This is a genomic window from Streptococcus ictaluri 707-05 (assembly GCF_000188015.2).
Classification (GTDB): Bacteria; Bacillota; Bacilli; order Lactobacillales; family Streptococcaceae; genus Streptococcus; species Streptococcus ictaluri.
The window spans coordinates 151,899-177,442 of the sequence record NZ_AEUX02000008.1; the positions used below are offsets into that span (position 1 = coordinate 151,899).

A 25,544-nucleotide genomic window follows, 5' to 3' on the forward strand; every position below is an offset into this window, starting at 1 on the left:
ATGACTGACTTAAAAGCAGTTAGGGGCTCTGTTTTCAACGATTTAAGAGCTACGTCATCTTGTCTTTATCATAAATTAGGAGGTGGGTAATAATGATTAGAGAAATGAAAGCAGAGGATGCCTTTGCTATTAGAGAGATTTGTGATAAGTCCTTAGGATACAATATTTCAGTGGATTTGGTGGAGCAGCAGATTCAGAAAATAGCTCAGGATAACACTCATCATTATGTCCTTGTTTTTGAGAATGAACATTCAAATGAAATATTGGGCTTTGTACATGCAGAAATATATGATACCTTGTATGCTTACTCTGGTCTGAATATCTTAGGCTTAGTCGTTTTACCTGAGCACGAAAGAAGAGGTATTGCTAAAACTTTAATGACAAGTTTGGAAGATAGAGCAACAAAGAAAGGCCTAGCTTTTATCCGCTTAAACTCTGCTGTGAAACGAAAAGGAGCTCACTCTTTTTATGAAACAATAGGATATGTTTGCGATAAAGAACAAAATCGTTTCATTAAAACTATTTCGGTTAGTCAGTAACTATCCCAGTTTTTTCTAGTTCTCTTGATCACTTTTTGAATTTGCAAATCGCTTTTCTGTCATCTTTTTAGAATTGTAGTATAATATTTTTTGTATGATTTTATTTTGAGATAGAAAAGAGATGTCAAATGTCTGATAGTTTTAAAGATATAAAACTTGATGTTATCAGTGTTTTTGATAATTATCAAATTAAAAAAACGATGATGGTCGCTTAATTATGACAACCGAAGTCACAGAATCAGCCCTTAATTACTATGGCAATGCTCATGGTGGCTACTTATTTACCCTCTGCGATCAGATGGCTGGAATAATGGCCAGGTCAACTGGAGTCGATGCGGTTACTTTACAAGCGAATGTTAATTACTTAAAAGCAGGTCATCTCGGTGATCGTTTAACGATTGAAGGGACTTTCCTACACAAAGGAAGAAAGGCCCAATTAATCGAAGTTACTGCTAGAAATCAAGATGGTCTTCTCCTTACTAAAGTCTCTGTGACAATGTTTGTGACGAGTTAGTAATCACTTATAAGAAAAACAGCTTAGTATCTCTAGGCTGTTTTATATCGGTTAAATAAACTGCCTTTTTTAATAGTTAATGCTAAACTAGTTTTAGGTCATTATTAATTAGAATAATTATTATTTGATAAAGTGAGGGAAAAATGGTAATCATAACATTTGATCGAGTAACTTATGCCGATCATGATAAAAAGATATTAGAAGATATTCAGTTTGAGGTAGAAAAAGGAGACTTTCTGTCCATTGTCGGACCTTCTGGAAGTGGCAAATCGACATTGTTGCGATTAGCCAGCCAACTTATCAGCCCAACAAGTGGTAACATCTATTTTCATCAGAAAAATATGAAGGAGATGGATCCGATAATGATAAGACAAAAAATATCCTATGGTTTTCAAAGCCCTCAGCTTTTTGGCAAAACGGTTCGTGATGATATGGCTTTTCCTTATCATATTCGAAAAATAGAAAGTGATTCTAAACGCATTAGCTTTTTATTTGACTTGTTTCAGATGGACAGGACCTATCTAGATAAAGAAATCACCAAATTATCTGGAGGCGAAAAGCAACGAATAGCTCTAATCAGACAACTATTGTTTGAACCTGAAATCATCTTGTTAGATGAGGTTACTTCTGCCCTAGATGCCGAAAATACGAAGCTTGTCGAAAACATCCTGTCACAGTTCAACCAAACATGATCAAAAACAAAGTAGAAGACAGGCTAATAAAGTGTTGACCTTAAAAGAAGGTCGACTAGAAGCATTTGAGGAGATTCACTAATGGGAGCAGATCCCATAAGCTTATCATCATTACTCTTGACGTCATTACTAGTTCTCATTACCTTGCTTTTTTCCTATTGGCAACAATTGTCACTAGAAAAAGAGATTATACTTAGTGTCAGTCGAGCGGTACTACAACTTTTTATTGTTGGATTAGTTCTGGAATATATTTTTGGTTATGATAGCATGCTTTTCACAAGTGGCCTTTTGCTTTTTATGTTAACTAATGCCGCTTACAATGCCGCAAAACGTGGGACAGGTATCAAGAACAGTTTTTGGATTTCTTTTTTAGCCATCGGGATTGGTGCCCTGATCACCTTAGCCATCCTTATTTGGTCTGGTATCTTATCTTTTGTGCCCAATCAAGTCATTCCAGTAGGAGGTATGATTATTAGCAATGCTATGGTCGCTATTGGCTTATGTTACCATCAGCTTTTGACTGATTTTAAGAGTAAGCAAGCAGAAGTAGAAGCTAAGTTAGCTTTAGGCGCGGATTGCTTTATGGCTTCGGAATCTATTGTCAAATCTGTTATTAAAACTGGCATGGTTCCTACCATTGATTCGGCTAAAACACTAGGAATTGTGACCTTACCAGGAATGATGACGGGATTGATATTGGCAGGGACACCTCCTATTCAAGCAGTAAAATATCAGATGATGGTGACTTTTATGCTTTTATCAACAACATCTGTTGCTTCTTTTATCGCAACCTATCTAGCTTATAGTACCTTTTTTAACAGCAAGAAACAATTGGTCTTGCCGCTTGATTAAAGTCAAGCGAAAATCCCAACTCACAAGGAGATGGGATGCTTTTTTATTTACGGTATAATTTGTTGTGTTGGTAGACGGGGTCAAAGGTGACATTGACACCTAATTTACGCAAAACATTTTTATCTTTATCAGTTAGGGTGACAGTAGAATGGGCTTCGCTGCCTTTTAGATTACCTAATTCTTTCATGGCTAGATCAGCTTCTTCGTTATTCATAGCTGTAATAGCTAGGGCAATCAGGATTTCATTTGAATGCAAGCGAGGGTTTTGACTACCTAAATGATTGACTTTTAAACCTTGGATTGGTTTAACATATTCAGGTTCAATTAAATGGGTTTCTTTTCCAATATGAGCTAAGGTCTTGATAGCATTGATAATGACAGCGGCAGTAGGACCAAATAAGGCTGAGGTTTTACCTGTAACAATATGGCCATCTGGAAGTTGAAGAGCTAGGGCTGGTTGACCGGTTGCTTCTGCTTTTTCACGAGCAATTACTGTGACTTGGCGATCTTCTGGAGTTACGCCGATATCATTCATCAAGAGTTCAATTTTCTTAACGGCTGCTTCAGTGACACGTTCTGCCTTGAAGTCAACAAGTGTCTGATAATAACGACGAATAATTTCTTGTTTTGAAGCTTCAATAGCGGCTTCCTCGTCAACAATAGAGAAACCAACCATATTAACGCCCATATCAGTTGGAGAAGCGTATGGTGATTTGCTTAGGATACGTTCAAAGGTACGATTGAGCACTGGGAACACTTCGATGTCACGGTTATAGTTAACTGCTGTTTTGCCATAAGTTTCCAAGTGGAAAGGATCAATCATGTTGACGTCATCCAAGTCGGCTGTTGCTGCTTCATAGGCCAAATTGACCGGATGGTGAAGGGGTAAGTTCCATACAGGGAAGGTTTCAAATTTAGCGTAGCCAGATTTAACCCCATTGATTTGGTCATGATACATTTGTGACATACAAGTAGCTAGTTTACCTGAGCCAGGTCCTGGTGCCGTAACGACGATTAGGTTACGGCTAGTCTTGATGTAGTCATTTTTCCCCATACCTTCAGGAGAAATGATATGATTGATATCAGTTGGATATCCTTTGATGGGATAGTGTAAATAAGACGCAATACCGTTTTTAGCTAATAATTTTCGGAAAGCATCTGCTGCAGGTTGGTTATTATATTGGGTAATAACGACTGAACCCACATAGATATCAAGAGAATTAAAGGTATCAATTAAGCGAAAGACTTCCTGATCGTATGAAATGCCTAAATCACCACGAGCTTTTGAGTGTTCAATGTTATTAGCATTAATCGTAATCACAATTTCCACTTGATCTTTAAGCTCTTTGAGCAATTTGATTTTGTTATCAGGCTCATAGCCAGGTAATACACGAGCGGCATGGAAATCTTCTAGCATTTTACCGCCAAATTCCATATAGAGTTTGCCATCAAATTGACTAATACGTTCTAAAATATGATCTCGTTGTAAGTTTAAGTACTTATCGGAATCAAAAGCTATTTTTTTCATTCATTTTCACCTCTGTTAAGAATTATAACAAAGAATAGAGAAGAAGGGAAAGTTTTTTTGTTAAATTGAGAGACTCTTTCTTTTTTAGGGTGTTTATGTCATATTACAGTAAAAAGGAAACTCTATTATCTCATTAAAAAGACTTGCCAAATTCATAGGCTTTCCTTTATACTATTGAAAATGACATACGACTTTAAGCATGTTCCGTGAGACATGAAAGTTATCAGTAGAGATGGTTTTTTGACTGTGCTCTCATTTACTGTAGCCTAAAAATGACTCCGGACTTGTGCCGGAGTTTTTACTTTTGGTTTTAAGTGGTGTGGATTAATTAAAGTAGTCAGAGAGCTACTATTAAAAGGAGAATCATTATGTCAACTTTGTCATTAGACAAAAACAACAAACGTGCGCTAGTCGCGGCTATTGTAGCTTCAGGAACAGATGACCTCAATGTTATGTTCTTAGCCTTTTCCATGTCTTCTATCATACGTGACTTAGGTATTTCAGGAACTCAGGGAGGCTGGATAGCAACCATTACTAATCTTGGTATGTTAGTAGGAGGATTGATTTTTGGTCTTCTTGCTGATAAGCACCATAAGTTTAAAGTCTTCAAGTGGACCATCCTACTGTTTTCCTTAGCCACAGGTTTAATCTTCTTTACGCAAAGCATTAGTTATTTGTATCTGCTTAGATTTATTGCAGGAATAGGTGTTGGTGGCGAATACGGTGTGGCTATCGCTATTATGGCGGGGATTGTACCAGCAGATAAAATGGGTCGTATCTCTTCACTGAATGGTATTGCTGGACAAGTTGGCTCGATCACCTCAGCCCTCCTGGCAGGTTGGTTGGCCCCTACTTTGGGCTGGAGAGGACTCTTCCTTTTTGGACTTCTTCCCATTGTGCTTGTAATCTGGATGATGATGGCTATTGATGATCATCATATTTTAGATAGAGGGAGTGAGGAAAGTAGTCAGCCTATTAAAATGACAGAACTCTTCAAAACACCACCCCTCAGCGCTCAAACGCTAGCTTTAATGGTCATGACAACAGTCCAAATCGCAGGTTATTTTGGCATGATGAATTGGCTGCCGACAATCATTCAAACTAGCTTATCCATATCAGTTAAGGATTCGTCTCTTTGGATGGTATCCACCATTTTAGGCATGTGTCTGGGGATGTTAACCTTTGGTCAATTTTTAGATAAATTTGGGCCACGTATCGTTTATTCCGTCTTTCTCTTATCGTCATCGATATGTGTCTATCTTTTCCAATTTGCTAATTCTATGCCTAGTATGCTGATTGGAGGAGCCATTGTTGGTTTCTTTGTCAATGGTATGTTTGCAGGTTACGGTGCCATGATTACCCAACTTTACCCACACCATATCCGATCAACAGCTAATAATGTGATTCTAAATGTTGGTCGAGCATTGGGAGGTTTTTCATCAGTTATTATCGGAAAGATTCTTGATCATTCAGGTGTTTCTACTGTTATGGTATTTTTAGCCTCTCTCTACCTTATTAGTTTTGTAGCCATGTGGACAATCCAAAATTTAAAAGCAGAACGTTATCAAGAACTGATTAGATTATAAGAAAGGACGTTTTATGACTTACTATTGCTGTGTAGCAAACAAAGAGCAGATGCTTGTCAAATGGCAAGAAGAAATTTCCACTCATCCTCATGACCCTAATTGGGTAAGATGGAAAGAAGAGTTTATTGATGCTGTTGAAAAGGAACAAAGACAGTATTACTATGGTATATTGAATGGAAAAATTATTACTGAAGCAACAGCTGTTTTTAGTCCCAAAGGCATTAAAAATGCCCAAGGTCTTATTGATCAAAAGAAAGCCTATCTTATGGCATTTCGGACCACACCTGATGAAGAAGGAAAGGGTTATTTTTCGACATTAGTTTAATTTATGTTAGAAGATTTAAAAGCCAGAGGTTATACTTCAGTTAGTTTAGGAGTAGAACCTTCAGAAACCAGGACAAAAGCCATCTATCAAAAATGGGGTTTTACACGCTTGATTAAGAGAGGTATCGAATATTATCACCCTAGTGACAAAATTGGTATAGAGGTCGAATATTATGAAATAGATCTCATTTAAGAATTAAGAAAACTAGCTAAGCAAAACCTTGATAAAAGGATGCTTGAGCTAGTTTTAATTGTTCTTTTTAAAGTTTGTCCATAAAAGCTTGACCATCAACTCTAACACGAGTATGACAAGCTTTACCAATCAATTTTTCTTCCACAAAGGCTTCAATCCTAAAATCGTATTTACGGCCTTCCTCTTTTAGTGCTGTAATAACAACTGTGACTGCTTGACTAATAGAAGAAGCGGATATATGCTGAATGGCCATTTCACTACCTACTGTGGTAAAGCCAGTTTCTAGATGTTCTTGAGCAAATAGAAAGGCAGCATTTTCCATAAAGGTTACTAGAGCAGGGGTAGCCAGAACCTCTAAACCGCCAGATCCCATAGCTTTAGCGGAGTGTTCTGATCTTGTTTCATAGATTTGAGAATAAATAGACATAAAAGCCCTCCTTATTATAATATATAAAGGGCTTTCAGTCCTTTTTTAACTGTCTTTTATGGTATACTAAATGGAGAAAAAGGAGATATCCTGATGAAAGAAGACCGTGAAGCTGTCAGACATTATATCGAACTAGCCCCACAAGCTCACCAAGATTTTTTGAAAGCCTTAAGAGATATGATTGTATCTCATCTTCCAGAAGATACGATAGAAGGCTTAGCTTGGTCCATGCCATCTTACTAGAAAGGAACTTACCTGATTCATCTTCAGGCCTATAAGGCACATGCTAATGTTTATATAGGACCAGAAGTTGTAGAAGTTTTTCGACAGCTCTATCCAGAGCTTGATTTTAGCAAGCATGGGTTCAAAGTGTTTATGATCAAGCCTTACCCGAGAAGGTTCTTAAAATAATAATAGCTTGGTTGGTAAAAACCTATGCTAAATAGAAAAGGAAGAAAATGCGTTTAGATAAATTTTTGGCTGATGCTGACATAGGAAGTCGTAGTCAGGTTAAAGAGTTACTCAAGAAAAAGCAAATTTTGGTCAATGGAACTGTAGAAAAGTCTCCAAAATACCAAGTAGATCTCCTAAATGATCAAATCACCTACCAAGGACAGCACTTAAGTTATGAAAAGTTCGTATATTATATGCTTAATAAACCTGCGGGCTTTCTCTCAGCCACAGAAGACGCCAATGAGCTTACAGTTATTGATTTATTAGATGACAATGCTAAGAAAAAATCAGTCTTTCCTGTTGGGCGTTTAGATAAAGATACTCACGGCCTCCTTCTTTTAACAAACAATGGTCAATTAGCCCATGAGCTCTTATCTCCCAAAAAGCATGTTAGTAAGGATTATGTGGCCCTGGTGTCAGGTATTATGACTAGTGAAGATCAGGAATACTTTGCCAAGGGGATTAGTCTAAAAGACCATCACTGTTTACCTGCTAGACTTGAGATTCTATCAAAAGATGAAGAGGATGCCACTTGCCGAGTTAGGATTCAGATTAAAGAGGGAAAATTTCACCAAGTTAAGCGAATGGTAGCTGCTTGTGGCAAGAAAGTGATTGATTTACAACGTATCACTATGTGGCCCTTAGTATTAGACTCGCAGTTAGCCAAGGGTCAATACCGACCGTTAAGTAAAGATGAATTACGATCATTATCTCCTTGTTGTGATCATCTTTAAAAAACTTTCAAGAGATGATAAAAGGCCCCCATTACTTTAGGAAAGGGGGCTTTTTAGTAAACTGTTATAACCATTTTTTATATTTAAAAAAGGAAATAGCTGAAATAAAAATGAAGAGCGCAAAAATGATAACTGCTGGATAGCCTAGAGGGTTGTATAACTCAGGCATATACTTAAAGTTCATCCCATACCAACCAACTAAAATAGTTAAAGGCATACAACAGGTAGTGACGATGGTTAAGATTGTCATGATTTTATTTTGTCTGATTTCCAGCTGGGCATGCGCCAATTCACGAATCTGAACAATGCTTTCACGAAGGGTTAAAACAATCGATTCTAAGCGACTGACCCGTGACGAAAAAAGATGGAAAAAGCGGAGGTTTTCTTCTGCAAAAAAGTCATTTTCATTTTCATAGAATTCTTGTGCCAAATCAATCAGCTGTTCATAATGCAGGTGAAGTTTAGTTAATTCTCTGCGCATAAGATTTAAATCTCTTTGATAGCTATGAGTGTTGCCATCTAAGACACTAGCTTCTATGACATCTAAGTTTTTATCGTAGTTTTAAAGTAAGCTTAGGTCATCTTTGATAATGGTTTCTAAAAAATCATAGAGAAATCGCTCCAAACTAGGCGTTTTCCATTTCTTACTTTTTTCAATACTGGCCATTAAATCAGAGGCATGATCATGTTGGTCAATAAAGATTATCCCACGATCAGTTAGCACAAAAGAAAAATCAATGGCAGGTCCTAATAAGTCTTTACGATTTGGAATTTTAAAAGTTCCTGTCAAAGCATCACTATTAACTTCTGCTTTTGTCGAACTAGCAGAATCAATTCGAAACTCCATGTCAATAGGAATATTAAAGGCTTCTTTCTTTTCTAACCACTCACTTGGTTGAAGAACAGCCACAAAAGGAGAAGCATCTGTAAGTACCTGATCAAAACTTGAGGTTGTCAGTTTTTTTAATAATTGATAATACATAGTCACATTATAAAACTAAGGGTGAAAAAAAGCCAGTATAAATCTGGCTTAAGATGATATTTTCAATTTTAGAGGGCCCACTCACCACCACGGAAAATTGGAACAACTTTGCCATTTTTGGTAATGCCGTCAATGTCCATATTTTCAGAACCAATCATAAAGTCTACATGGGTAGTTGAGCGATTTAAGCCAGCAGCTTTGAGGTCTTCGTTAGACATTTCTGTCCCACCTTTTAAGTTGAAGGCATAAGCTGAGCCAATAGCTAGGTGATTTGAAGCATTTTCATCAAATAAGGTATTGAAGAAAGTTAGTCCAGATAAGGAAATTGGTGTCTTATGAGGAACTAAGGCAACTTCACCAAGTGAGCGAGCACCCTCATTTTCTTCTACAAGTCGTTTGATGGTTTCCAAGCCTTTTTTAGCAGTGACATCTACGATTTTGCCGTCTTTAAAGGTAAAGGTCATGTCTTCAATGACAACACCAGCATAAGAGAGTGGTTTGGTTGATGAGACATAGCCATCTGCACGACGATAGTCAGGGGCAGAGAAGACTTCTTCAGTAGGCATATTGGCAATAAAAGCCTCACCTTGGGCATTGACGCTACCAGCAGCTTCCCACAAGTGATTCTCAGGCATACCAAGGGTTAAGTCAGTACCAGGTGCCATATAGTGAAGAGCATCAAATTGATAGTCGTTTAAAATCTTAGCTTTTGAGACTAACTTTTCTTGATGATCATCCCATGCTTTGATAGGATCTTCTTCATAGATACGATTCATTTTGAAAATAGCGTCCCAAAGAGCATCGACTTGTTCTTCTTGACTATCTAAATCTGGAAAGACCATGGCAGCCCATTCAGGACTTGAAGCAGCTACCAGGTTCCAGCTTACTTTGTTAGCTTGTGTTGCTGCACGCTGCTCTTCTAGAGCGACTGAAATAGCGCGTGTAGAGGCAGATAAACGATCAGAATCAACTCCGGAAAAAGCATTAGGATCAGATGAGCGAACCACTAAACGACTGGTGTTTTTACTTAAGAAGTAGCGAGAGCGCTGCACAACGTAATCAGGAACATTTAGGAGACGTTCTTCATCAGCATGTAATAAACGTTGGCGCGTAATGGCATCATCTGTATAATCAACAACCACTTCAGCAGCTCCAGCTTCATAAGCTTTTTTTGTCAACAGACGGGCAAACTGATGGTGTTCTACAGCAATGGCAATTAACAAGGTATGTCCTTTTTGCACATTGACGCCTTTTTTGATAAGAAGATTAGCGTATTTTTCAAGATTGTGTTCGAAATTTGGTAAAACCATAGTAGTCTCCTAAATAGTATTTTGTAAATTCTAATCTACCATATTTAGCCATAATACTCAAGGAAATCCAAACTGAACTTACCAAAGAAGTTATCAAATCTTTAGTAAGATATTTGCGTAATGTAGCTATTCATGATAAGATATAATAAGAAAAAATCAATAGATGAGGTAGAAACGTGGCATTTGGAGAAAATGGACCTCGCAAAAAAACAACATTTGAAAAAGTGACAATGTTTGTTGTTATCTTAATGGTCCTTGTAACTGTTGGTGGCCTTGTGATGAGTGCCCTATCAGTATTGATGTAAGAAAACGCTGAAAGGCGTTTTTTTAAAATAAGAGAAAGTTAGAGTGTAAAGTATGAGTATGTTTTTAGACACCGCCAAAATCAGCGTCCAAGCAGGACGTGGTGGTGATGGCATGGTAGCCTTCCGTCGCGAAAAATATGTCCCAAATGGAGGCCCATGGGGCGGTGATGGCGGTAAGGGGGGATCGGTCATCTTTAAAGTAGATAAAGGTTTACGCACCCTTATGGATTTTCGATATAACCGCAAATTTAAAGCAAAAGCTGGCGAAAAAGGCATGACTAAAGGCATGCATGGTCGTGGTTCAGAAGATTTGATTATTGCTGTACCCCAAGGTACCACTGTTCGTGATGCTGAGACTGGTAAAGTGATCACAGATTTAGTGGAAAATGGTCAAGAGTTTGTAATTGCTCAAGGTGGTCGTGGTGGCCGAGGTAATATCCGTTTTGCAACTCCTCGAAATCCGGCTCCTGAAATTGCAGAAAATGGCGAGCCAGGAGAAGAACGTCAGTTAGAATTAGAATTGAAAATTTTGGCAGACGTAGGTTTAGTCGGCTTCCCTTCAGTTGGAAAATCAACTCTCTTGAGTGTGGTATCATCAGCAAAACCTAAAATCGGAGCTTACCATTTTACAACCATTGTTCCTAATTTAGGGATGGTTCGTACTAAATCAGGAGATAGCTTTGCCATGGCAGACCTTCCAGGATTGATTGAAGGAGCTAGCCAGGGTGTTGGCCTAGGAACTCAGTTCCTTCGACACATTGAGCGGACTCGGGTTATTTTACATGTCATTGACATGTCAGCCAGTGAAGGCCGTGATCCTTTTGAAGATTACCAATCCATCAACAACGAGCTAGAAACTTATAACCTTCGTTTGATGGAACGTCCTCAGATTATTGTTGCCAATAAAATGGATATGCCAGAATCTAAAGAGAACCTAAAAGCCTTCAAAGAAAAATTGGCCGCTCAATATGATGAATTCGATGAGTTACCAATGATTTTTCCAATATCTAGTTTAGCTCATCAAGGTCTTGATAACTTGCTAGAAGCGACTGCTGAACTACTATCTAAAACAGATGAGTTCTTATTGTATGACGAAACAGATTTGGTTGACGAAGAAGCGTATTATGGTTTTTCGGGAGAAGAAAAAGAGTTTGAAATTTCACGTGATGATGACGCCGCTTGGGTCTTATCTGGTGAAAAACTAGAACGTCTCTTTGTCATGACAAATATGGAACGTGATGAATCTATTATGAAGTTTGCACGTCAATTGCGTGGAATGGGTGTTGATGAAGCGCTTCGTGAGCGTGGTGCCAAAGATGGTGATATTGTTCGAATCGGCAACTTTGAATTTGAATTTGTTGATTAAACACTTTCAACAATGAATGAACTGATAATATCCATGTTTTAGGAGGATTATAATGGGAGATAAGCCAATATCATTTCGAGACAAAGATGGTCATTTTGTATCTGCTGCGGATGTTTGGAATGTAGAGAAGTTAGAGGAGTTATTTAATCACTTAAATCCAAATAGGCGTCTTCGCTTGGAACGTGAAAAACTAAAAAAAGATAATCTCTAAGAAATAAAAAGACAGCTGTTATAGGCTGTCTTTTTTTGAAATTATTTTTAATTTAAAAGAGTAATTTAAATTGTTACTCTTTGCTGTAAGCGATGCTTTTCTTGCATGGCTCGAAGTTTTAACCAATTGATAAAGGTATGAATATCATTAATTAAGAAGGTTGAAAAACAAATAACTAAAGCATACTGACTAATATCTGTTTGAGCGGCATAAAGCCAAAGAAGAATTAAAATCACATCATTTAAAACATAAGCTAAGGCAAAAAATGGGCTACGTCGATAACTTAGATAAACAGCTGCAAAAGAGCTTGCTACAGAAAATGTAGATACCAACAAGTAGGCAGTGTTAAAATAAGCTAAGATAAAATAAAAAACAAAAGTTACTCCACTAGTTAATAGTGCTAATCGCAACCAATCAGAAGCTTCTAATCTAGAGATACTGACTTGAGATTTATTTCCTTCAAAAGGGTTATTAAGCCAAGTGTAAAGCGAAAAAACAGCCATAGGAAGGGTCATTAGGGTATAGGTCATTAATTCACCGTAGTAACTGTTTAGAAATCATAAATAGTCGCAAAAAGGATAACAAGACCTTGTCCTATTGGATTTCCTTTGGCATTAAAAATCAAAGAAGTGATGCCTATTAATGAAGCTATTAAGGCTAGTGGTGATTGGTAACCAAAAATTAAGTTAGTTAAGAGAATAACAGTCATTGAGCCTAACCAGAGGGCCCATTCCATTTTGGTAAAATAGGATAAAAAAGTCATACCTTTATTCAAACACAGGTGGTCACTTCTGTCAATAGTCCATTTCCTAAAGGCTAAGCTTTTTCCAAGAGATGCCTTTAAGGAGCTAAGCTAAAGTAGCATAGTTTTTTAAAACTAGAGAAGGAATTACCAAGCAGGTTCTAGCCCGTTACTTGTCAGGTGGTAAACTTTAGTAGCCACCTGATCAATAAAGGCCTTATCATGTGATACACTAACCATAGCACCAGGGAAGTCTCTGAGAAGCTTTCTAATAGCCTCTTGCGAGGTTGGGGAGAAGTGCCTTGTGGGCTCGTCTAACAGTAATAGTTTGGCTTCTGATAAAACCATAGTGGCTAACAGTAATTTTGCCTTTTGACCTCCAGAAAGTTGGTTGATTTGATGAGACATCTCATCGAAAGTAAATGATAAACTTGCTAAATAGGCTTGCGCTTTATTGATGTCGCAAAAAGGCTCAAGCCATTCAAGAGCTGTTTTATCATCTCTTAAAAGCTCATCCATCGATTGTGGGATATAGGCCAATGGTATCTGTTTTTGAGAGCTTAAATCAGCACGAAGTGCCTTTAATAAGGTGCTTTTTCCAATGCCATTTTGCCCTGTAATAAAAATTTTATCTTGACCTTTAATGGCTAGACTGATGGGGATGGCTTTAGTTTGATTAGGGATTCGTAAGGATTTATGATCCCAATTGATAAGAAATTGATTGGCAGAAAAAGGTTTAATAGTATTAAAGAAAAGAGTGATGGCATCGGGGTGATTGGGTATTTCAGTGAATTGTTTAGCTTCTTTTGCTGGTCTTTTTTCTTGGGATAGGATATTTTTCATTTTTTAGCCAAGAGTCGTCCAGCAGGTGCACTTTTTGTGTCCCTTAACTGGTGTTCCACGCTTTGATGAATACGATGAATTCTGGCTAATTGTTGACGATAATCTTGCCTTTCTTTATTGGCTTTTTGTTCTTGTTTGATAAATGAGTCTTGTCTTTTTTCTTTATAACTGCTGTAATCAAGATTAGCTACGGAAGCTTGAGCCCCACTTTTCTTTTTGATTTGCTCTAAATGCACTATTTTTGTAGCTGTTTGAGTCAAGAGTGTTTCATCATGAGAGATAAAAAGGACACTCTTGTTGGTTTTTTTAATAAAATGTGTGAGCCAGGATAAACTTTCCATATCTAGGTTGTTTGAAGATTCATCTAAAAGTAAGAAGTCAGGATCCTGGCATAGTATTTTGATGAGTTGAATTTTAAGTCGCTCACCACCAGAGAGTGACTTAAGGGTTAAACAATGCTTTAAAATAGTATCTAAATCTAAACGAAATTCTCCAGCCAATTGATAGAGCAAGTTATAGTCAATATTTTCATAGGAAACATCTTGGTAGCGAAAGTCATTGACTTCTTGTTGCAGTTCTTTTGTCGTCAATTCTTGCGGTAGATAAGCAGTCTTATTAAAATTATTATCAATTCTTCCTTCTTGATAGGTGTAAGACGAGATTTCTTCTGGTCTTACAATAGCTTTGAGCAAGGTTGATTTACCAGTTCCTTCCTCTCCAATAAGCGCTACCTTGTCTCCATGGTTGATGACAAGGGATAAATCATTAATCAATAAATGCATGTCTTTTCGATGTGTCAGGGTTAATCGTTCTATTAATAACATAAAAACCTCCTTAATATAAGAGACGTTAATAACGTGATACTGTTTTCTCTTGATAATAAGAGTAATGACAAGTTTGCGACTTTTTCACAAGCACTCGTTAAAAACGTATGTCGTAGCTAGAGTTTATGAGAGTGGGATTTATTCAAGTTCACTCAAAAAACCTCTCCAAAAAAGGAGATTCTTAAAAGACGTCAAAGAGCGCACTAAAAAACCAAAACTTCGATAAAGTGATTACCTGTTTTTGTTTCTTAGTTGTTCATGCTCCTTTACCTCCACATTGTTATCGTTTTCATTATAACAAATCAATCCTAATAAATCAAAAAAGCAAATCAATTGATTTGCTTTTAAACGTTTAAGACTTTGTCCAAAAATTCAATGAGACGTGGGTGTTTAGGGTGATCAAAAATCTCTTCAGGTGTTCCATCTTCTAAGAATTGACCACCATCTGTAAAGATAACGCGATCAGCAACTTGTCTTGCAAACCCCATTTCATGGGTGACAATTAGCATGGTCATGCCTTGTTCGGCCAAGTCTTTCATAACGTTTAAGACATCCCCAACCATTTCAGGGTCAAGAGCAGAAGTAGGTTCGTCAAAGAGCATGATATCTGGATTCATTGCAAGACTTCGAGCAATGGCCACACGTTGCTTTTGTCCTCCAGAAAGACTGCCAGGAAGGGCGTCAGCTTTATCTGATAAACCAACTTTTTCAAGGAGAGCAAGAGCATGTTTTTTGGCAGCTTCCTTACTTTCTTTCCCTAGTTCTACAGGAGCAAACATGATATTTTCAAGAACGGTCATGTGAGGGAAAAGATTGAAGTGTTGAAAAACCATTCCGATATTTTCACGTGCTTTATCAATGTTAGTTTTGGCATCTGATAGTTCAAAACCATCAACCACAACTTTTCCACTAGTAATAGATTCTAAAAGATTTAGAGTGCGTAAGAAGGTTGATTTTCCTGATCCAGATGGGCCAATAATACAAACCACATCACCCTCATAAAATTTAGCATCAATACCTTTTAAAACTTCGTTTTGTCCAAATGATTTGTGTAAATCTTGAACATCAATTTTTAATTCTGCCATTAGTTAAGCCTCTTTTCTAAACGTTTTGCAAGTCGTGTTAAGAGTGTAATCATGATTAAATAAATGATTGCAAGAATGGCGTACATACGGAAGGATTGGTAGTTTCTTGCAATGATGATTTTACCAGTTTGGAAAAGCTCTACAAGTCCGATAGCAGATACGATAGTCGTATCTTTTAGGGAAATAACAAACTGATTTATGAAGTTTGGTAACATAAGCTTAACAGCTTGAGGAAGAATAACCTTACGCATGGTAGTGCTATAACCCAATCCAAGGCTTCGACTCGCTTCCATTTGTCCAGCAGGAACAGCTTCAATACCACCACGAACAATTTCAGCAATGTAAGCTCCCCCATTTAATGAAAGAGCAATAGTAGCTGCTAGGAAATCATTAATTGGAGATTGTTGACCAGTCATGCTTTCAATTAAATTAGGAACGCCCCAGAAGATAAAAGCTGCAACGATCATTAAGGGAATACCACGAACAACATCAACAAATATTGTTGAAATAAGTCGTAAACTATTTGAAGGTGAAACAGCCATCATCCCAAAAATAACACCAATAATCATAGCAATAGCAAACGAGATAAGGGTTAAGCTTAGTGTTGTTCCTAGACCAGCCCATAATTGTTTGTAGTTATTAGAAAGTAGACCGGCAATGGTTGATTCATCAACAGCTTTTTCAGCAGTACTTGATGGTTCTTTAGAATTTAAATAGTTGTTGATGATGTCATCGTATTTGCTAGACTCTTTTAGAGCAGCTAATCCGTTGTTAAACATCTCAATTAACTCAAGGTTCACACCTTTTTTAACAGCAAAGCCATATTCGCCAGAGGGCTCTCCTTTAATCGGGGTTTCAAATTTACGACCTTGTTGAATTGCATATTTTAAAATAGCTTCGTCATCCATTAGACCAGCAATAGAACCTGAGTTCAAGCTGTCATACATTGATGAAGCCTCATCAAATGCTTTTAATTGATAGTCATACTTGTCTTTATTTTTTTCAAGGAAATCATATGAAGCAGTACCTTTTTTGGCACCTACTGTTTTACCTTTTAAATCCTTGTAGGACTTGATTGAACTTCCGGATTTAACTCCTAGTAAGATATTTGAAGTGTAATAAGAATCAGAGAAATCAAAAATTTCTCGACGTGCAGGTGTAATTGACATTCCAGCGATTGCAGCATCAGCTTGTCCAGATTGAACAGCGTTCAAAGCAGCATCAAAGCCGGGATTGCTAATTTCAATATTGAAACCTTGTTGTTTAGCAATTGCTTTTAGCAGGTCCATGTCAATACCAACATAGCGTCCTTTATCATTTTGAAATTCAAAGGGAGCAAAAGAAGAGTCTGAAACGACTTTGTAAGTCTCTTTTTGAGGCATAGCCTTTGCAGAAGCATCGCCGGTAGCTTTTCTGGTAGTAGCTTTAGCATCTTTGCCCAACCATTTTGTCATGATTTCTTGATAAGTGCCGTCAGCTTTCATTTGGCTTAGAGCTTCGTTGAATTCATCAATCAAGTAATCATAGCCACTTCCTTTTTTAACAGCAAATCCGAAACTACCAATAGCTTCACCTTTCATGTTAATAGCGACATCTTGATTTTGGTTGATGGCAAATTGAATAACTGGTTCATCATCCATGACAGCAGCAATAGAGCCAGTTGATAAACTATTATACATGAGGTCTCCTGTATCAAACGTTTTGATAGAGTAACCGTATTTTGATTTGTACTTATCTAAAAAGGCTTGAGAAGCAGTACCATTTTTAACCCCAACAGTTTTGCCTTTTAGCTGGCTATATTTTTTAATGGGATTAGCTTTTTTAGTGGCAATAACGATTTTGGTATCGTAGTAGGGGTCTGAAAAATTAAAAACTTTTTGGCGAGCCTCTGTAATAGTAGTACCTGCCATTAAGGCATCAGCTTGACCCGATTGAATAGCATTGACAGCAGCATCAAAACCAGGGAAAGACATGTTAACGTCCCATCCTTGGCGTTTAGCCACTTCATTGATGATATCAACGTCAATTCCTTTATAAACCTGGTCTGAATCTTTGTATTCAAATGGTGCATATGCTGTGTCAGAAACAATGTCAATTGTTTCTGCGCTTGCCATACTCCCAGTCATCAGAATGAATGATAGCATTGCAAGCAACACTGCTTTTAATTTGTGTGTCATACGAGTCTCCTTATATAAAAATAAAAAATATGTCTCATTATAGCAGAAATTTAGCATAGAAGCAACTTATTTGGTGTTTCATGTTATAAAACCTTACATCAAAATGCTGATTTGCTCAACAGTTAATTTCAGAGTTTCCTTGCCTACTGTGATAAAATAAGGAGTATTAATAGGTAGAGGATTACAATATGATAGATAAACGAACAGACAAAGAGTTCAAGCTGGTCTCAAAATACCAGCCATCTGGTGATCAGCCACAAGGCATCGAAGAATTGGTAGAAAACATTGACGGTGGTGAGAAGGCTCAGATTCTTTTAGGAGCTACTGGTACTGGTAAGACATATACCATGAGTCAGGTTATTAGTAAGGTCAACAAACCAACCTTAGTTATTGCTCACAATAAAACCTTAGCAGGACAATTATACGGTGAATTTAAAGAATTTTTCCCAGATAATGCTGTTGAGTATTTTGTTTCATATTATGATTATTATCAACCAGAAGCTTATGTCCCATCAAGTGATACTTATATCGAAAAAGACTCATCAGTTAATGATGAAATTGATAAACTACGACATTCTGCAACCTCATCACTTTTAGAACGAAATGATGTGATAGTCGTTGCTTCAGTTTCTTGTATTTATGGTTTGGGTTCACCCAAGGAGTATGCGGATTCGGCCGTATCCCTTAGACCTGGTCAAGAAATTTCTAGGGACCAACTCTTAAATCAATTGGTTGATATCCAATTTGAACGCAATGATATTGATTTTCAACGGGGACGTTTCCGTGTTCGCGGTGACGTTGTAGAGGTTTTTCCGGCTTCAAGAGATGAACACGCTTTTCGAATTGAATTTTTTGGAGATGAAATAGATCGGATTCGCGAAATCGAAAGCTTGACAGGAAAGAATTTAGGAGAAGTTGATCATATTGTTCTGTTTCCAGCCACTCACTTCGTGACAAATGATGAGCATATGGAGGCTTCTATTGCTAAGATTCAAGCAGAACTTAAAGAACAACTCAAATTGTTTGAGGCTGAAGGAAAACTCTTAGAAGTACAACGCCTGAAACAACGGACAGAATACGATATCGAGATGTTACGGGAAATGGGTTATACCAATGGTGTCGAAAACTATTCCCGTCATATGGATGGCAGGTCAGCAGGCGAACCTCCTTATACTTTGTTAGATTTCTTCCCAGAAGATTTTTTAATTATGATTGATGAAAGTCACATGACAATGGGGCAAATCAAAGGCATGTATAATGGTGACCAAGCCAGAAAACAAATGCTAGTTGACTATGGTTTTCGTTTGCCATCAGCCTCAGATAACCGTCCTTTGCGACGAGAAGAATTTGAAAGTCATGTTCACCAAATTGTTTATGTCTCAGCAACTCCTGGAGATTATGAAATGTCTCAAACAGATACAATAGTCGAACAGATTATCCGACCAACGGGTCTTTTGGATCCAGAAGTAGAAGTTCGTCCAAGCATGGGGCAAATGGATGATCTTTTAGGAGAAATTAATCAACGTGTGGAACGACAGGAACGAACTTTTATCACTACTTTAACTAAGAAAATGGCAGAAGATTTAACTGACTACCTAAAAGAAATGGATGTCAAGGTTAAGTATATGCATAGTGATATTAAGACACTCGAACGGACGGAGATTATCAGAGATTTACGTCTGGGCGTTTTTGATGTCTTAATTGGGATTAATCTGCTTAGAGAAGGTATTGATGTGCCAGAGGTTAGTTTGGTAGCCATCCTTGATGCGGATAAAGAAGGCTTCTTGAGAAACGAACGTGGCTTGATTCAGACCATTGGGCGTGCCGCTAGAAACTCTGAAGGTCATGTTATCATGTATGCGGATAAGATTACTGATTCTATGCAGCGTGCCATGGATGAAACGGCTCGTCGTCGTGAGATTCAGATGGCTTATAATACCAAACATGGTATTATTCCTCAGACTATCAAAAAGGACATTCGTGACCTTATCAGTATTTCTAAGGTAGCAGAAGCAGGACTTGAAGAAACAGAGATTAACTATGAAAGCATGACTAAGACCGAAAGACAAGCTGCTATTAAGAAGTTACAAACACAAATGCAAGAAGCAGCCGAATTACTTGATTTTGAATTGGCTGCTCAAATGAGAGATATGATTTTGGAATTAAAAGCCATGGATTAACTTGTTTTTTAATAAAATAGATAATTAACCCATGGTGCTAGTTAATTTCAAAATATCTCAAATTGTAAGCTAGTATGATTTGTTCAATCCTCAATTGCAGCCCTGTCATGCCCCTATCCAGTGTTCGTTCCATATCAAAAAGGGAACAAAGTTCTGAAAATCTAGTCTCAATGGTTCGTCTCATAGCCATTAGTTTCCAATGATTATGCTGTTTAGCCCCTTCCATATTTTGACGCAAGGGAGTCCAGAGGTGATAGCCATTTTGCTTCAACTCATCTTTCAGCTCACGGTTAAGGTAACCTAAGTCTGCTAAAATGACGGATTGTTCACACCTTTCTAGCAACTCGTAAACTGCCTTAATATCATGAACAGAGGCTGGGCTGACAACATAATTCAGAATGTAGCCTGATAAGGTCACTAGCATGTGAACCTTAAAACCGTAAAACCACATATGTTTAGAGGCGGTGTAACCAATATTAGCTATCCCATTGAAAAGTCTGACCCTGTGGTTACGAATAGATTGACAAAGTGGCAAAGGAAAGCTGTCTATAATAACAATGGTATTGGGAGAAATTTGAGTGTTCATTGCCTGACGAATCACTTGAACCAGCCAAATCAACCGTCTTGCACGCCTATTAAAGCGACTTCTTTCTAGTAATGTACCGCAGGGAAATAGCTGACAAATCCTATAAAAGTGACGTTGTGATTTAATACCTAGTTCAGCTTGTAATAGCAGTAAAACTAGAAGAGATTGGTCTGAAACTTTGGACAGACAGACGTTACGACGGTGTTTGAAGTCTTCCGGACAATAATCTTGATAAAACTGAGAACAAATTTTTGATAATTGACGCATATTCCATTGTAAGTGATGGGATTTAGCTGTATACTGTAAGTGGCTCATTTGGACTAACCTCCTGTTTGTGTAGGCACTTACAGTATAGTCCTTTTGGGCTTTTTATTGTATTTTGAGATTAACTAGCACCACGGGTATAATTAAGAAAAATTTAAGATAAGTGAGTACACTAGTTATGAGAGCTTATTGAAAGATGTCTAAAAAATTCCAAAAAAAGAAGTTGATTAAAAAAATTTTCTTTTTAATATTTTAAGTTTTAACTTGTCAAGTTAACTTTTTTCGAGTAGAATTTTTGAGTACATTATTTCACTAATACAAGAAGGTAAAATATGGAAAAAAATAAATCAACAGTAAAAGAGTTGTCAGTTTTTATAGGCAAGACAATCTTATTTTACCTGATTTTGATGTTGCTGGTCTATTTCTTTGGATACCTTGGTCATGGTCAAAGTAACTTTATTTATAATGAATTTTAGGAGATTGTCTAATGATTACGGATATGATTGAAAGAGTGGAGCATTTTGCGCAGATACAGGCTGATTTTCCAGTATATGATTGCTTGGGAGAGCGCCAATCTTATGGACAGTTGAAAAAAGATTCTGACAGTATAGCTTCGTTTATTGAACAATTGGGAATAGAAGAGAAGTCACCTGTTTTAGTTTTTGGAGCTCAAAGTTATGACATGTTAGCGACTTTTGTAGCTTTGACTAAGACTGGACATGCTTATATTCCAGTTGATGTTCATTCTGCTCCTGAAAGACTACTCTCTATTATTAGTATTGCACAACCAAGCTTAATCATTGCTATTGAAGACTTGCCAGTTGTAGTAGACAATACCCGTGTGATTCCGTTATCGGTTATTGCCTCTGAAAAGGCTAAAGAAACGCCTTTTGAGATAAAGTCTCCTGTTAAAGGTGATGATAACTACTATATTATTTTTACTTCTGGAACAACAGGACAACCTAAAGGTGTTCAAATTTCTCATGACAACCTTTTGAGTTTTACCAATTGGATGATTGAAGATAAGGAATTTAATATTCCTAAACGACCTCAAATGTTAGCGCAACCCCCTTATTCCTTTGATTTATCAGTGATGTATTGGGCGCCAACCTTAGCTTTAGGAGGGACTTTGTTTGCACTCCCTAAAGAATTGGTTTCAGACTTCAGAGCGCTTTTTTCGACCATTGCTAAGTTGCCAGTAGGTATCTGGACGTCCACACCTTCTTTTGCAGATATGGCTATGTTAAGTGATGATTTCTGTCAAGAAAAGATGCCCAACCTCACTCACTTTTACTTTGATGGTGAAGAATTAACCGTTTCGACAGCAAAAAAACTCTTTGCCCGTTTTCCTGATGCTAATATCATCAATGCCTATGGACCGACAGAAGCTACAGTAGCTCTTTCTGCCATTGCTATCACAAAAGAGATGCTTGACACTTATAAGCGACTACCTATTGGGTATCCGAAACCAGATTCGCCAACTTTTATTATTAATGAAGCTGGTGAAGTCTTGGAAGCCGGTCAACAAGGTGAGATTATTGTAACAGGGCCAGCAGTCTCAAAAGGTTATCTCAATAATCCAGAAAAAACGGCTGAAGCTTTCTTTACCTTCAAGGGGATGCCAGCATATCATACCGGAGACTTAGGCTCTTTGACAGAAGATCAGATGCTTCTTTATGGTGGTCGAATGGATTTCCAAATCAAATATGCTGGTTATCGTATTGAACTTGAAGACGTTTCTCAGCAACTCAACCAATCTCCTTTTGTTGAGTCTGCAGTAGCCGTACCACGATATAATAAAGAACATAAGGTACAAAATTTGTTAGCTTATGTGGTCTTAAAAGAGGGAGTTAGAGAGCAGTTTGAGAGAGACCTTGAGATAACGAAGGCTATTAAAGAAAGTGTTAAAGATCATATGATGTCTTATATGATGCCGTCGAAATTTATCTATCGAGATAGCTTGCCACTAACACCTAATGGTAAGATAGACATCAAAAACCTTATCAATGAGGTTAATAATCGATGATTTCGTTATTTGATTTTGTTCCTTATATGGAACCTTACGGGAATCCTATTTATTTTGTCTATCTTATTTTAGCCTTCTTGCCAGTTGTTATCGGTATTTTTAGGCAAAAACGTTATCCCTTGTATGAGACAATGGTTAGTCTACTCTTTATTCTAGCCATGTTTGGTGGCGACCATTTCATACAACTTTTTGCTTTTATGATTTACTTACTGTGGCAAACGTTAGTGGTCTTTTCCTATAAAGCTTATCGAAAAAAATTAAATGCCAGCTATGTTTTTTATCTGAGTCTTTTAGCCAGTCTTTTTCCTTTAATTTGCGTGAAATTGACGCCGATCATTCCAAGTAATCCCACTCAGATGCTTTTTAGTTTTTTAGGGATTTCTTACTTAACCTTTAAAAGTTTGGGTATGATTATTGAGATGCGTGATGGTACGCTGACGGACTTTAGGCTACGAGATTATCTCAGATTTATGATATTTTTGCCTACTTTTTCAAGTGGGCCAATCGATCGCTATAAACGCTTTCAAAATGATTACTTGCATTTACCTAATCGTGAACAGTATCTGATCATGCTTAATAAAGCAATGATGTTTATAATGTTGGGTTTTCTTTATAAGCATATTATCTCTTATTGTTTAGGAAGTTTACTTTTACCTATTGTTCAGACAAAAGCGCTGATGGTGGGAGGAATCTTCAACAAAGAAACCTTATATGTTATGTATCTTTACGGCTTAAATCTCTTTTTTGATTTTGCAGGCTATTCCATGTTTGCGATTGGGATTTCTTATATACTTGGAATTCAAACACCTGAAAACTTCAATAACCCCTTTTTAGCACCAAATTTAAAAGAATTTTGGAATAGATGGCATATGACCCTTTCATTCTGGTTTAGAGATTATCTCTTTATGCGTTTGGTTCATTTTCTCATTAAACATAAAATCTTTAAAAATCGCAATGTTACCTCTGGTTTTGCTTATCTTGTTAATATGTTAGTCATGGGATTTTGGCACGGGCTAACTTGGTATTATATCGCTTATGGCCTTTTTCACGGACTTGGTTTAATTATCAATGATGCGTGGATACGTCAAAAGAAGGGATGGAATCGCAATCGTAAAAAAATGGGTAAGAAGCCTCTTTTTCAAAGTAAAGCTTTTCACCTCTTAGCGATTGTCATTACATTTCATGTTGTCATGTTTTCACTTCTGTTATTCTCAGGTTTCTTAAATGATCTCTGGTTTGGCAGACCACTACACTAATAAAGGAAGTCAGTAAAATGTCTATTAAAGAAACTGTAATTGAATTGTTTGATCGTCTATTTATGGAAGATGTTTCAGATATGATGGATGAGGATCTCTTTGATGCAGGAGTCCTAGATAGTCTGGGAACGGTTGAATTGATTGTTGAATTAGAATCCACTTTCAATATTAAAGTCCCAATTTCAGAATTTGGCCGTGATGATTGGAATACGGCTAATAAGATTATTCAAGGTATTGAGGAATTACAAGATGCTTAAAAAGCTCTTCTTACTTCTGGGACCGTTAGTGATAGCTATTTGCTTGGTTTTAATCACGATTTTTAGTTTTCCGACAAAACTAAACTATTCATTATCCCAAGAAAAGTCAAATGCTGTCGCTATTTCAGATAGCTCTTTTAAAAATGGATTGATCAAATGCCAAGCCTTATCTGATCCAAAGCATCGTTTTGTTCCTTTTTTTGGTTCTAGTGAGTGGAGTCGTATGGATGGTATGCATCCTTCTGTTTTAGCGGAAAAATATCATCGAAGTTATCGTCCTTTTTTGATTGGTAAGCGAGGGTCAGCTTCCTTATCTCAATATTATGGCATGCAACAAATTGCAGGTGATATCAAGAATAAAAAGGCTGTCTTTGTAATTTCACCACAATGGTTCACTCCAGAAGGAATCAATGCTGGAGCAGTACAAATGTACCTATCTAACAGTCAAGTCATTGCTTTTCTTTTGCAAGCTAAAAATGATGAGGAGAGTCGATTTGCTGCTAACCGTCTTTTAGCATTGAATCCTGGAGTCTCTAAATCTGATCTCTTAAAGAAAATAAGTCAAGGACAGTCTTTATCAGATTGGGACTACAAATTGTTAAAACTACAGTATCAAGTCTTTTTGAGGGAAGAGTCTCTCTTTAGTTTTTTAGGAAAATCCTCAAATTTTGAGCAGAAGATCATGCCCCGTGTTTTGGGTCTTCCTAAGAAATTTTCATATGAGCGCTTAAATGAGTTAGCTACAAAAAGAGGTGCATTAGCTACAAATAATAACCGTTTTGGAATAAAAAATAGTTTTTATAGTAAGCGTATAGCCCCTCAGTATGACTTTTATAAGAATTTTCAATGTCACAATAGCTACATTGCCTCTCCAGAATACAATGACTTTCAATTAGTCCTCTCTGAGTTTGCTAAAGAGAAAACGCAAGTTCTTTTTGTTATCACTCCAGTTAACAAAGCCTGGGCAGACTATACAGGACTCAATCAAACTAAATATCAAGAAGCTGTGCGTAAGATAAAGTACCAATTAAAATCACAAGGCTTTCATCGGATTGCTGATTTCTCAAAATTCGGTGGAGAGAATTATTTTATGCAAGATACCATTCACATCGGTTGGAATGGTTGGCTAGAATTTGATAAACATGTTCAACCATTTTTAGAAAATGATAGTCCTAATCCCAAGTATGATTTAGATCCCTATTATTACTCTCAGGACTGGGCAACCAAAAAGTTGGAAAGTCATTTTTAGTCTTGCTTTTTAAAAATTAAAAAATCTCTAGTAAATCAA

At 37.1% G+C, this 25,544-nt stretch carries 22 protein-coding genes and 5 pseudogenes; 18 read left to right on the plus strand and 9 right to left on the minus strand.

Going from position 1 to position 25,544, the window contains the following annotated elements; translation table 11 throughout:
- Window positions 1–92: 92 nt before the first annotated feature.
- The 4 genes and pseudogenes from STRIC_RS11155 (at window position 93) to STRIC_RS11170 (ending at window position 2,597) form a co-directional block, all read left to right on the plus strand.
- Window positions 93–539 (plus strand): GNAT family N-acetyltransferase, encoded by a 447-nt coding sequence (locus STRIC_RS11155; protein WP_008090716.1) that lies wholly within the window; start codon window positions 93–95, stop codon window positions 537–539.
- Between the two features lie 128 nt (window positions 540–667).
- Window positions 668–1,053: pseudogene (locus STRIC_RS11160) on the plus strand (PaaI family thioesterase).
- Between the two features lie 143 nt (window positions 1,054–1,196).
- Window positions 1,197–1,827: pseudogene (locus STRIC_RS11165) on the plus strand (ABC transporter ATP-binding protein).
- Complete coding sequence (locus STRIC_RS11170; protein ID WP_008090527.1) at window positions 1,827–2,597, plus strand: ABC transporter permease; 771 nt, start codon at window positions 1,827–1,829, stop codon at window positions 2,595–2,597. The pseudogene STRIC_RS11165 and the gene STRIC_RS11170 overlap by 1 nt, the downstream one beginning before the upstream one ends.
- Before the next feature lie 43 nt (window positions 2,598–2,640).
- On the opposite strand, the gene STRIC_RS11175 is transcribed toward STRIC_RS11170, so the two are convergent.
- Window positions 2,641–4,125, minus strand: a complete 1,485-nt coding sequence (locus STRIC_RS11175; protein ID WP_008090588.1) for a DUF1846 domain-containing protein — start codon at window positions 4,123–4,125, stop codon at window positions 2,641–2,643.
- A 368-nt stretch (window positions 4,126–4,493) separates the two neighbouring features.
- On the opposite strand from STRIC_RS11175, the gene STRIC_RS11180 reads away from it, so the two are divergent.
- The 3 genes from STRIC_RS11180 to STRIC_RS12820 are packed head-to-tail and all read left to right on the plus strand — an operon-like array spanning window position 4,494 to window position 6,228.
- Window positions 4,494–5,711: an MFS transporter gene (locus STRIC_RS11180; RefSeq protein WP_008090699.1), complete on the plus strand. Its 1,218-nt coding sequence runs from the start codon at window positions 4,494–4,496 to the stop codon at window positions 5,709–5,711.
- Between the two features lie 13 nt (window positions 5,712–5,724).
- Window positions 5,725–6,036 (plus strand): hypothetical protein, encoded by a 312-nt coding sequence (locus tag STRIC_RS12815; protein WP_234944221.1) that lies wholly within the window; start codon window positions 5,725–5,727, stop codon window positions 6,034–6,036.
- A 3-nt stretch (window positions 6,037–6,039) separates the two neighbouring features.
- Window positions 6,040–6,228, plus strand: coding sequence for an N-acetyltransferase (locus STRIC_RS12820; RefSeq protein WP_008090749.1), 189 nt, complete (start codon window positions 6,040–6,042; stop codon window positions 6,226–6,228).
- Between the two features lie 67 nt (window positions 6,229–6,295).
- Here the strand turns inward: STRIC_RS12820 and STRIC_RS11190 are convergent, their stop codons facing one another.
- Window positions 6,296–6,655, minus strand: a complete 360-nt coding sequence (locus STRIC_RS11190; protein WP_008090473.1) for a thioesterase family protein — start codon at window positions 6,653–6,655, stop codon at window positions 6,296–6,298.
- A 93-nt stretch (window positions 6,656–6,748) separates the two neighbouring features.
- Between STRIC_RS11190 and STRIC_RS12495 the strand changes: the two genes are divergently transcribed.
- Together STRIC_RS12495 and STRIC_RS11195 are read left to right on the plus strand one after the other, a co-directional pair.
- Complete coding sequence (locus STRIC_RS12495) at window positions 6,749–6,898, plus strand: hypothetical protein (protein ID WP_008090691.1); 150 nt, start codon at window positions 6,749–6,751, stop codon at window positions 6,896–6,898.
- Window positions 6,899–7,113: 215 nt separating this feature from the next.
- Window positions 7,114–7,842: a pseudouridine synthase gene (locus STRIC_RS11195; protein WP_008090674.1), complete on the plus strand. Its 729-nt coding sequence runs from the start codon at window positions 7,114–7,116 to the stop codon at window positions 7,840–7,842.
- Between the two features lie 64 nt (window positions 7,843–7,906).
- Here STRIC_RS11195 and STRIC_RS11200 read toward each other — a convergent pair.
- Window positions 7,907–8,824 (minus strand): annotated as a pseudogene (locus tag STRIC_RS11200) (magnesium transporter CorA family protein).
- Between the two features lie 68 nt (window positions 8,825–8,892).
- Complete coding sequence (locus STRIC_RS11205; RefSeq protein ID WP_008090733.1) at window positions 8,893–10,134, minus strand: aminopeptidase; 1,242 nt, start codon at window positions 10,132–10,134, stop codon at window positions 8,893–8,895.
- A gap of 176 nt (window positions 10,135–10,310) precedes the next feature.
- On the opposite strand from STRIC_RS11205, the gene STRIC_RS12020 reads away from it, so the two are divergent.
- From STRIC_RS12020 to STRIC_RS12500, 3 genes are read left to right on the plus strand one after another with little or no spacing between them, the layout of a single operon-like run.
- Window positions 10,311–10,439, plus strand: coding sequence for a DUF4044 domain-containing protein (locus STRIC_RS12020; RefSeq protein WP_008090477.1), 129 nt, complete (start codon window positions 10,311–10,313; stop codon window positions 10,437–10,439).
- 52 nt (window positions 10,440–10,491) lie between these two features.
- A complete protein-coding gene (obgE, locus tag STRIC_RS11210; RefSeq protein WP_008090468.1) occupies window positions 10,492–11,805 on the plus strand; it encodes a GTPase ObgE in 1,314 nt (437 codons plus the stop codon).
- Between the two features lie 52 nt (window positions 11,806–11,857).
- Window positions 11,858–12,016, plus strand: a complete 159-nt coding sequence (locus tag STRIC_RS12500; protein WP_008090586.1) for a hypothetical protein — start codon at window positions 11,858–11,860, stop codon at window positions 12,014–12,016.
- 65 nt (window positions 12,017–12,081) lie between these two features.
- Here the strand turns inward: STRIC_RS12500 and pnuC are convergent.
- From pnuC to STRIC_RS11240, 4 genes and pseudogenes are all read right to left on the minus strand, one after another.
- Window positions 12,082–12,779 (minus strand): annotated as a pseudogene (gene pnuC, locus STRIC_RS11220) (nicotinamide riboside transporter PnuC).
- A 126-nt stretch (window positions 12,780–12,905) separates the two neighbouring features.
- Window positions 12,906–14,425 (minus strand): annotated as a pseudogene (locus STRIC_RS11230) (ATP-binding cassette domain-containing protein).
- Window positions 14,426–14,769: 344 nt separating this feature from the next.
- Entirely contained in the window at window positions 14,770–15,510 is a 741-nt protein-coding gene (locus STRIC_RS11235) for an amino acid ABC transporter ATP-binding protein (protein WP_008090828.1), read from the minus strand.
- Window positions 15,510–17,687 (minus strand): ABC transporter substrate-binding protein/permease, encoded by a 2,178-nt coding sequence (locus STRIC_RS11240; protein ID WP_008090526.1) that lies wholly within the window; start codon window positions 17,685–17,687, stop codon window positions 15,510–15,512. The genes STRIC_RS11235 and STRIC_RS11240 overlap by 1 nt, the downstream gene beginning before the upstream one ends.
- Before the next feature lie 188 nt (window positions 17,688–17,875).
- On the opposite strand from STRIC_RS11240, the gene uvrB reads away from it, so the two are divergent.
- The gene (uvrB, locus tag STRIC_RS11245) at window positions 17,876–19,867 is read left to right on the plus strand and encodes an excinuclease ABC subunit UvrB (RefSeq protein WP_008090739.1); all 1,992 of its coding nucleotides are present in this window, start codon (window positions 17,876–17,878) and stop codon (window positions 19,865–19,867) included.
- 37 nt (window positions 19,868–19,904) lie between these two features.
- Here uvrB and STRIC_RS11250 read toward each other — a convergent pair whose 3' ends face one another.
- On the minus strand, window positions 19,905–20,768 hold the full coding sequence (locus tag STRIC_RS11250; protein ID WP_008090783.1) for an IS982 family transposase: 864 nt from the start codon (window positions 20,766–20,768) through the stop codon (window positions 19,905–19,907).
- Between the two features lie 281 nt (window positions 20,769–21,049).
- Between STRIC_RS11250 and STRIC_RS11255 the strand changes: the two genes are divergently transcribed.
- From STRIC_RS11255 to dltD, 5 genes are read left to right on the plus strand one after another with little or no spacing between them, the layout of a single operon-like run.
- Window positions 21,050–21,193 carry a teichoic acid D-Ala incorporation-associated protein DltX gene (locus STRIC_RS11255; RefSeq protein WP_008090654.1) on the plus strand — a complete coding sequence of 48 codons (144 nt, stop codon included), beginning with the start codon at window positions 21,050–21,052 and terminating at the stop codon, window positions 21,191–21,193.
- Between the two features lie 11 nt (window positions 21,194–21,204).
- On the plus strand, window positions 21,205–22,743 hold the full coding sequence (gene dltA, locus STRIC_RS11260; protein WP_008090662.1) for a D-alanine--poly(phosphoribitol) ligase subunit DltA: 1,539 nt from the start codon (window positions 21,205–21,207) through the stop codon (window positions 22,741–22,743).
- Complete coding sequence (gene dltB / locus STRIC_RS11265) at window positions 22,740–23,999, plus strand: D-alanyl-lipoteichoic acid biosynthesis protein DltB (RefSeq protein WP_008090837.1); 1,260 nt, start codon at window positions 22,740–22,742, stop codon at window positions 23,997–23,999. Before dltA ends, dltB begins: the two co-directional genes overlap by 4 nt.
- Window positions 24,000–24,016: 17 nt before the next feature.
- Entirely contained in the window at window positions 24,017–24,256 is a 240-nt protein-coding gene (gene dltC, locus STRIC_RS11270) for a D-alanine--poly(phosphoribitol) ligase subunit DltC (protein WP_008090553.1), read from the plus strand.
- Window positions 24,249–25,505, plus strand: coding sequence for a D-alanyl-lipoteichoic acid biosynthesis protein DltD (gene dltD / locus STRIC_RS11275; RefSeq protein ID WP_008090751.1), 1,257 nt, complete (start codon window positions 24,249–24,251; stop codon window positions 25,503–25,505). Before dltC ends, dltD begins: the two co-directional genes overlap by 8 nt.
- Window positions 25,506–25,544: the final 39 nt, after the last annotated feature.

Coding starts and splice junctions, on each gene's coding strand:
- STRIC_RS11155 (WP_008090716.1), top strand. CDS start 93: ATGATTAGAGAAATGAAAGCAGAGGATGCCTTTGCTATTAGAGAGATT.
- dltA (WP_008090662.1), top strand. CDS start 21,205: ATGATTACGGATATGATTGAAAGAGTGGAGCATTTTGCGCAGATACAG.
- STRIC_RS11255 (WP_008090654.1), top strand. CDS start 21,050: ATGGAAAAAAATAAATCAACAGTAAAAGAGTTGTCAGTTTTTATAGGC.
- dltD (WP_008090751.1), top strand. CDS start 24,249: ATGCTTAAAAAGCTCTTCTTACTTCTGGGACCGTTAGTGATAGCTATT.
- STRIC_RS12815 (WP_234944221.1), top strand. CDS start 5,725: ATGACTTACTATTGCTGTGTAGCAAACAAAGAGCAGATGCTTGTCAAA.
- obgE (WP_008090468.1), top strand. CDS start 10,492: ATGAGTATGTTTTTAGACACCGCCAAAATCAGCGTCCAAGCAGGACGT.
- STRIC_RS12820 (WP_008090749.1), top strand. CDS start 6,040: ATGTTAGAAGATTTAAAAGCCAGAGGTTATACTTCAGTTAGTTTAGGA.
- STRIC_RS11175 (WP_008090588.1), bottom strand. CDS start 4,125: ATGAAAAAAATAGCTTTTGATTCCGATAAGTACTTAAACTTACAACGA.
- STRIC_RS11195 (WP_008090674.1), top strand. CDS start 7,114: ATGCGTTTAGATAAATTTTTGGCTGATGCTGACATAGGAAGTCGTAGT.
- STRIC_RS11205 (WP_008090733.1), bottom strand. CDS start 10,134: ATGGTTTTACCAAATTTCGAACACAATCTTGAAAAATACGCTAATCTT.
- STRIC_RS11190 (WP_008090473.1), bottom strand. CDS start 6,655: ATGTCTATTTATTCTCAAATCTATGAAACAAGATCAGAACACTCCGCT.
- dltC (WP_008090553.1), top strand. CDS start 24,017: ATGTCTATTAAAGAAACTGTAATTGAATTGTTTGATCGTCTATTTATG.
- dltB (WP_008090837.1), top strand. CDS start 22,740: ATGATTTCGTTATTTGATTTTGTTCCTTATATGGAACCTTACGGGAAT.
- STRIC_RS11170 (WP_008090527.1), top strand. CDS start 1,827: ATGGGAGCAGATCCCATAAGCTTATCATCATTACTCTTGACGTCATTA.
- uvrB (WP_008090739.1), top strand. CDS start 17,876: ATGATAGATAAACGAACAGACAAAGAGTTCAAGCTGGTCTCAAAATAC.
- STRIC_RS11235 (WP_008090828.1), bottom strand. CDS start 15,510: ATGGCAGAATTAAAAATTGATGTTCAAGATTTACACAAATCATTTGGA.
- STRIC_RS12500 (WP_008090586.1), top strand. CDS start 11,858: ATGGGAGATAAGCCAATATCATTTCGAGACAAAGATGGTCATTTTGTA.
- STRIC_RS11180 (WP_008090699.1), top strand. CDS start 4,494: ATGTCAACTTTGTCATTAGACAAAAACAACAAACGTGCGCTAGTCGCG.
- STRIC_RS11240 (WP_008090526.1), bottom strand. CDS start 17,687: ATGACACACAAATTAAAAGCAGTGTTGCTTGCAATGCTATCATTCATT.
- STRIC_RS12495 (WP_008090691.1), top strand. CDS start 6,749: ATGAAAGAAGACCGTGAAGCTGTCAGACATTATATCGAACTAGCCCCA.
- STRIC_RS11250 (WP_008090783.1), bottom strand. CDS start 20,768: ATGAGCCACTTACAGTATACAGCTAAATCCCATCACTTACAATGGAAT.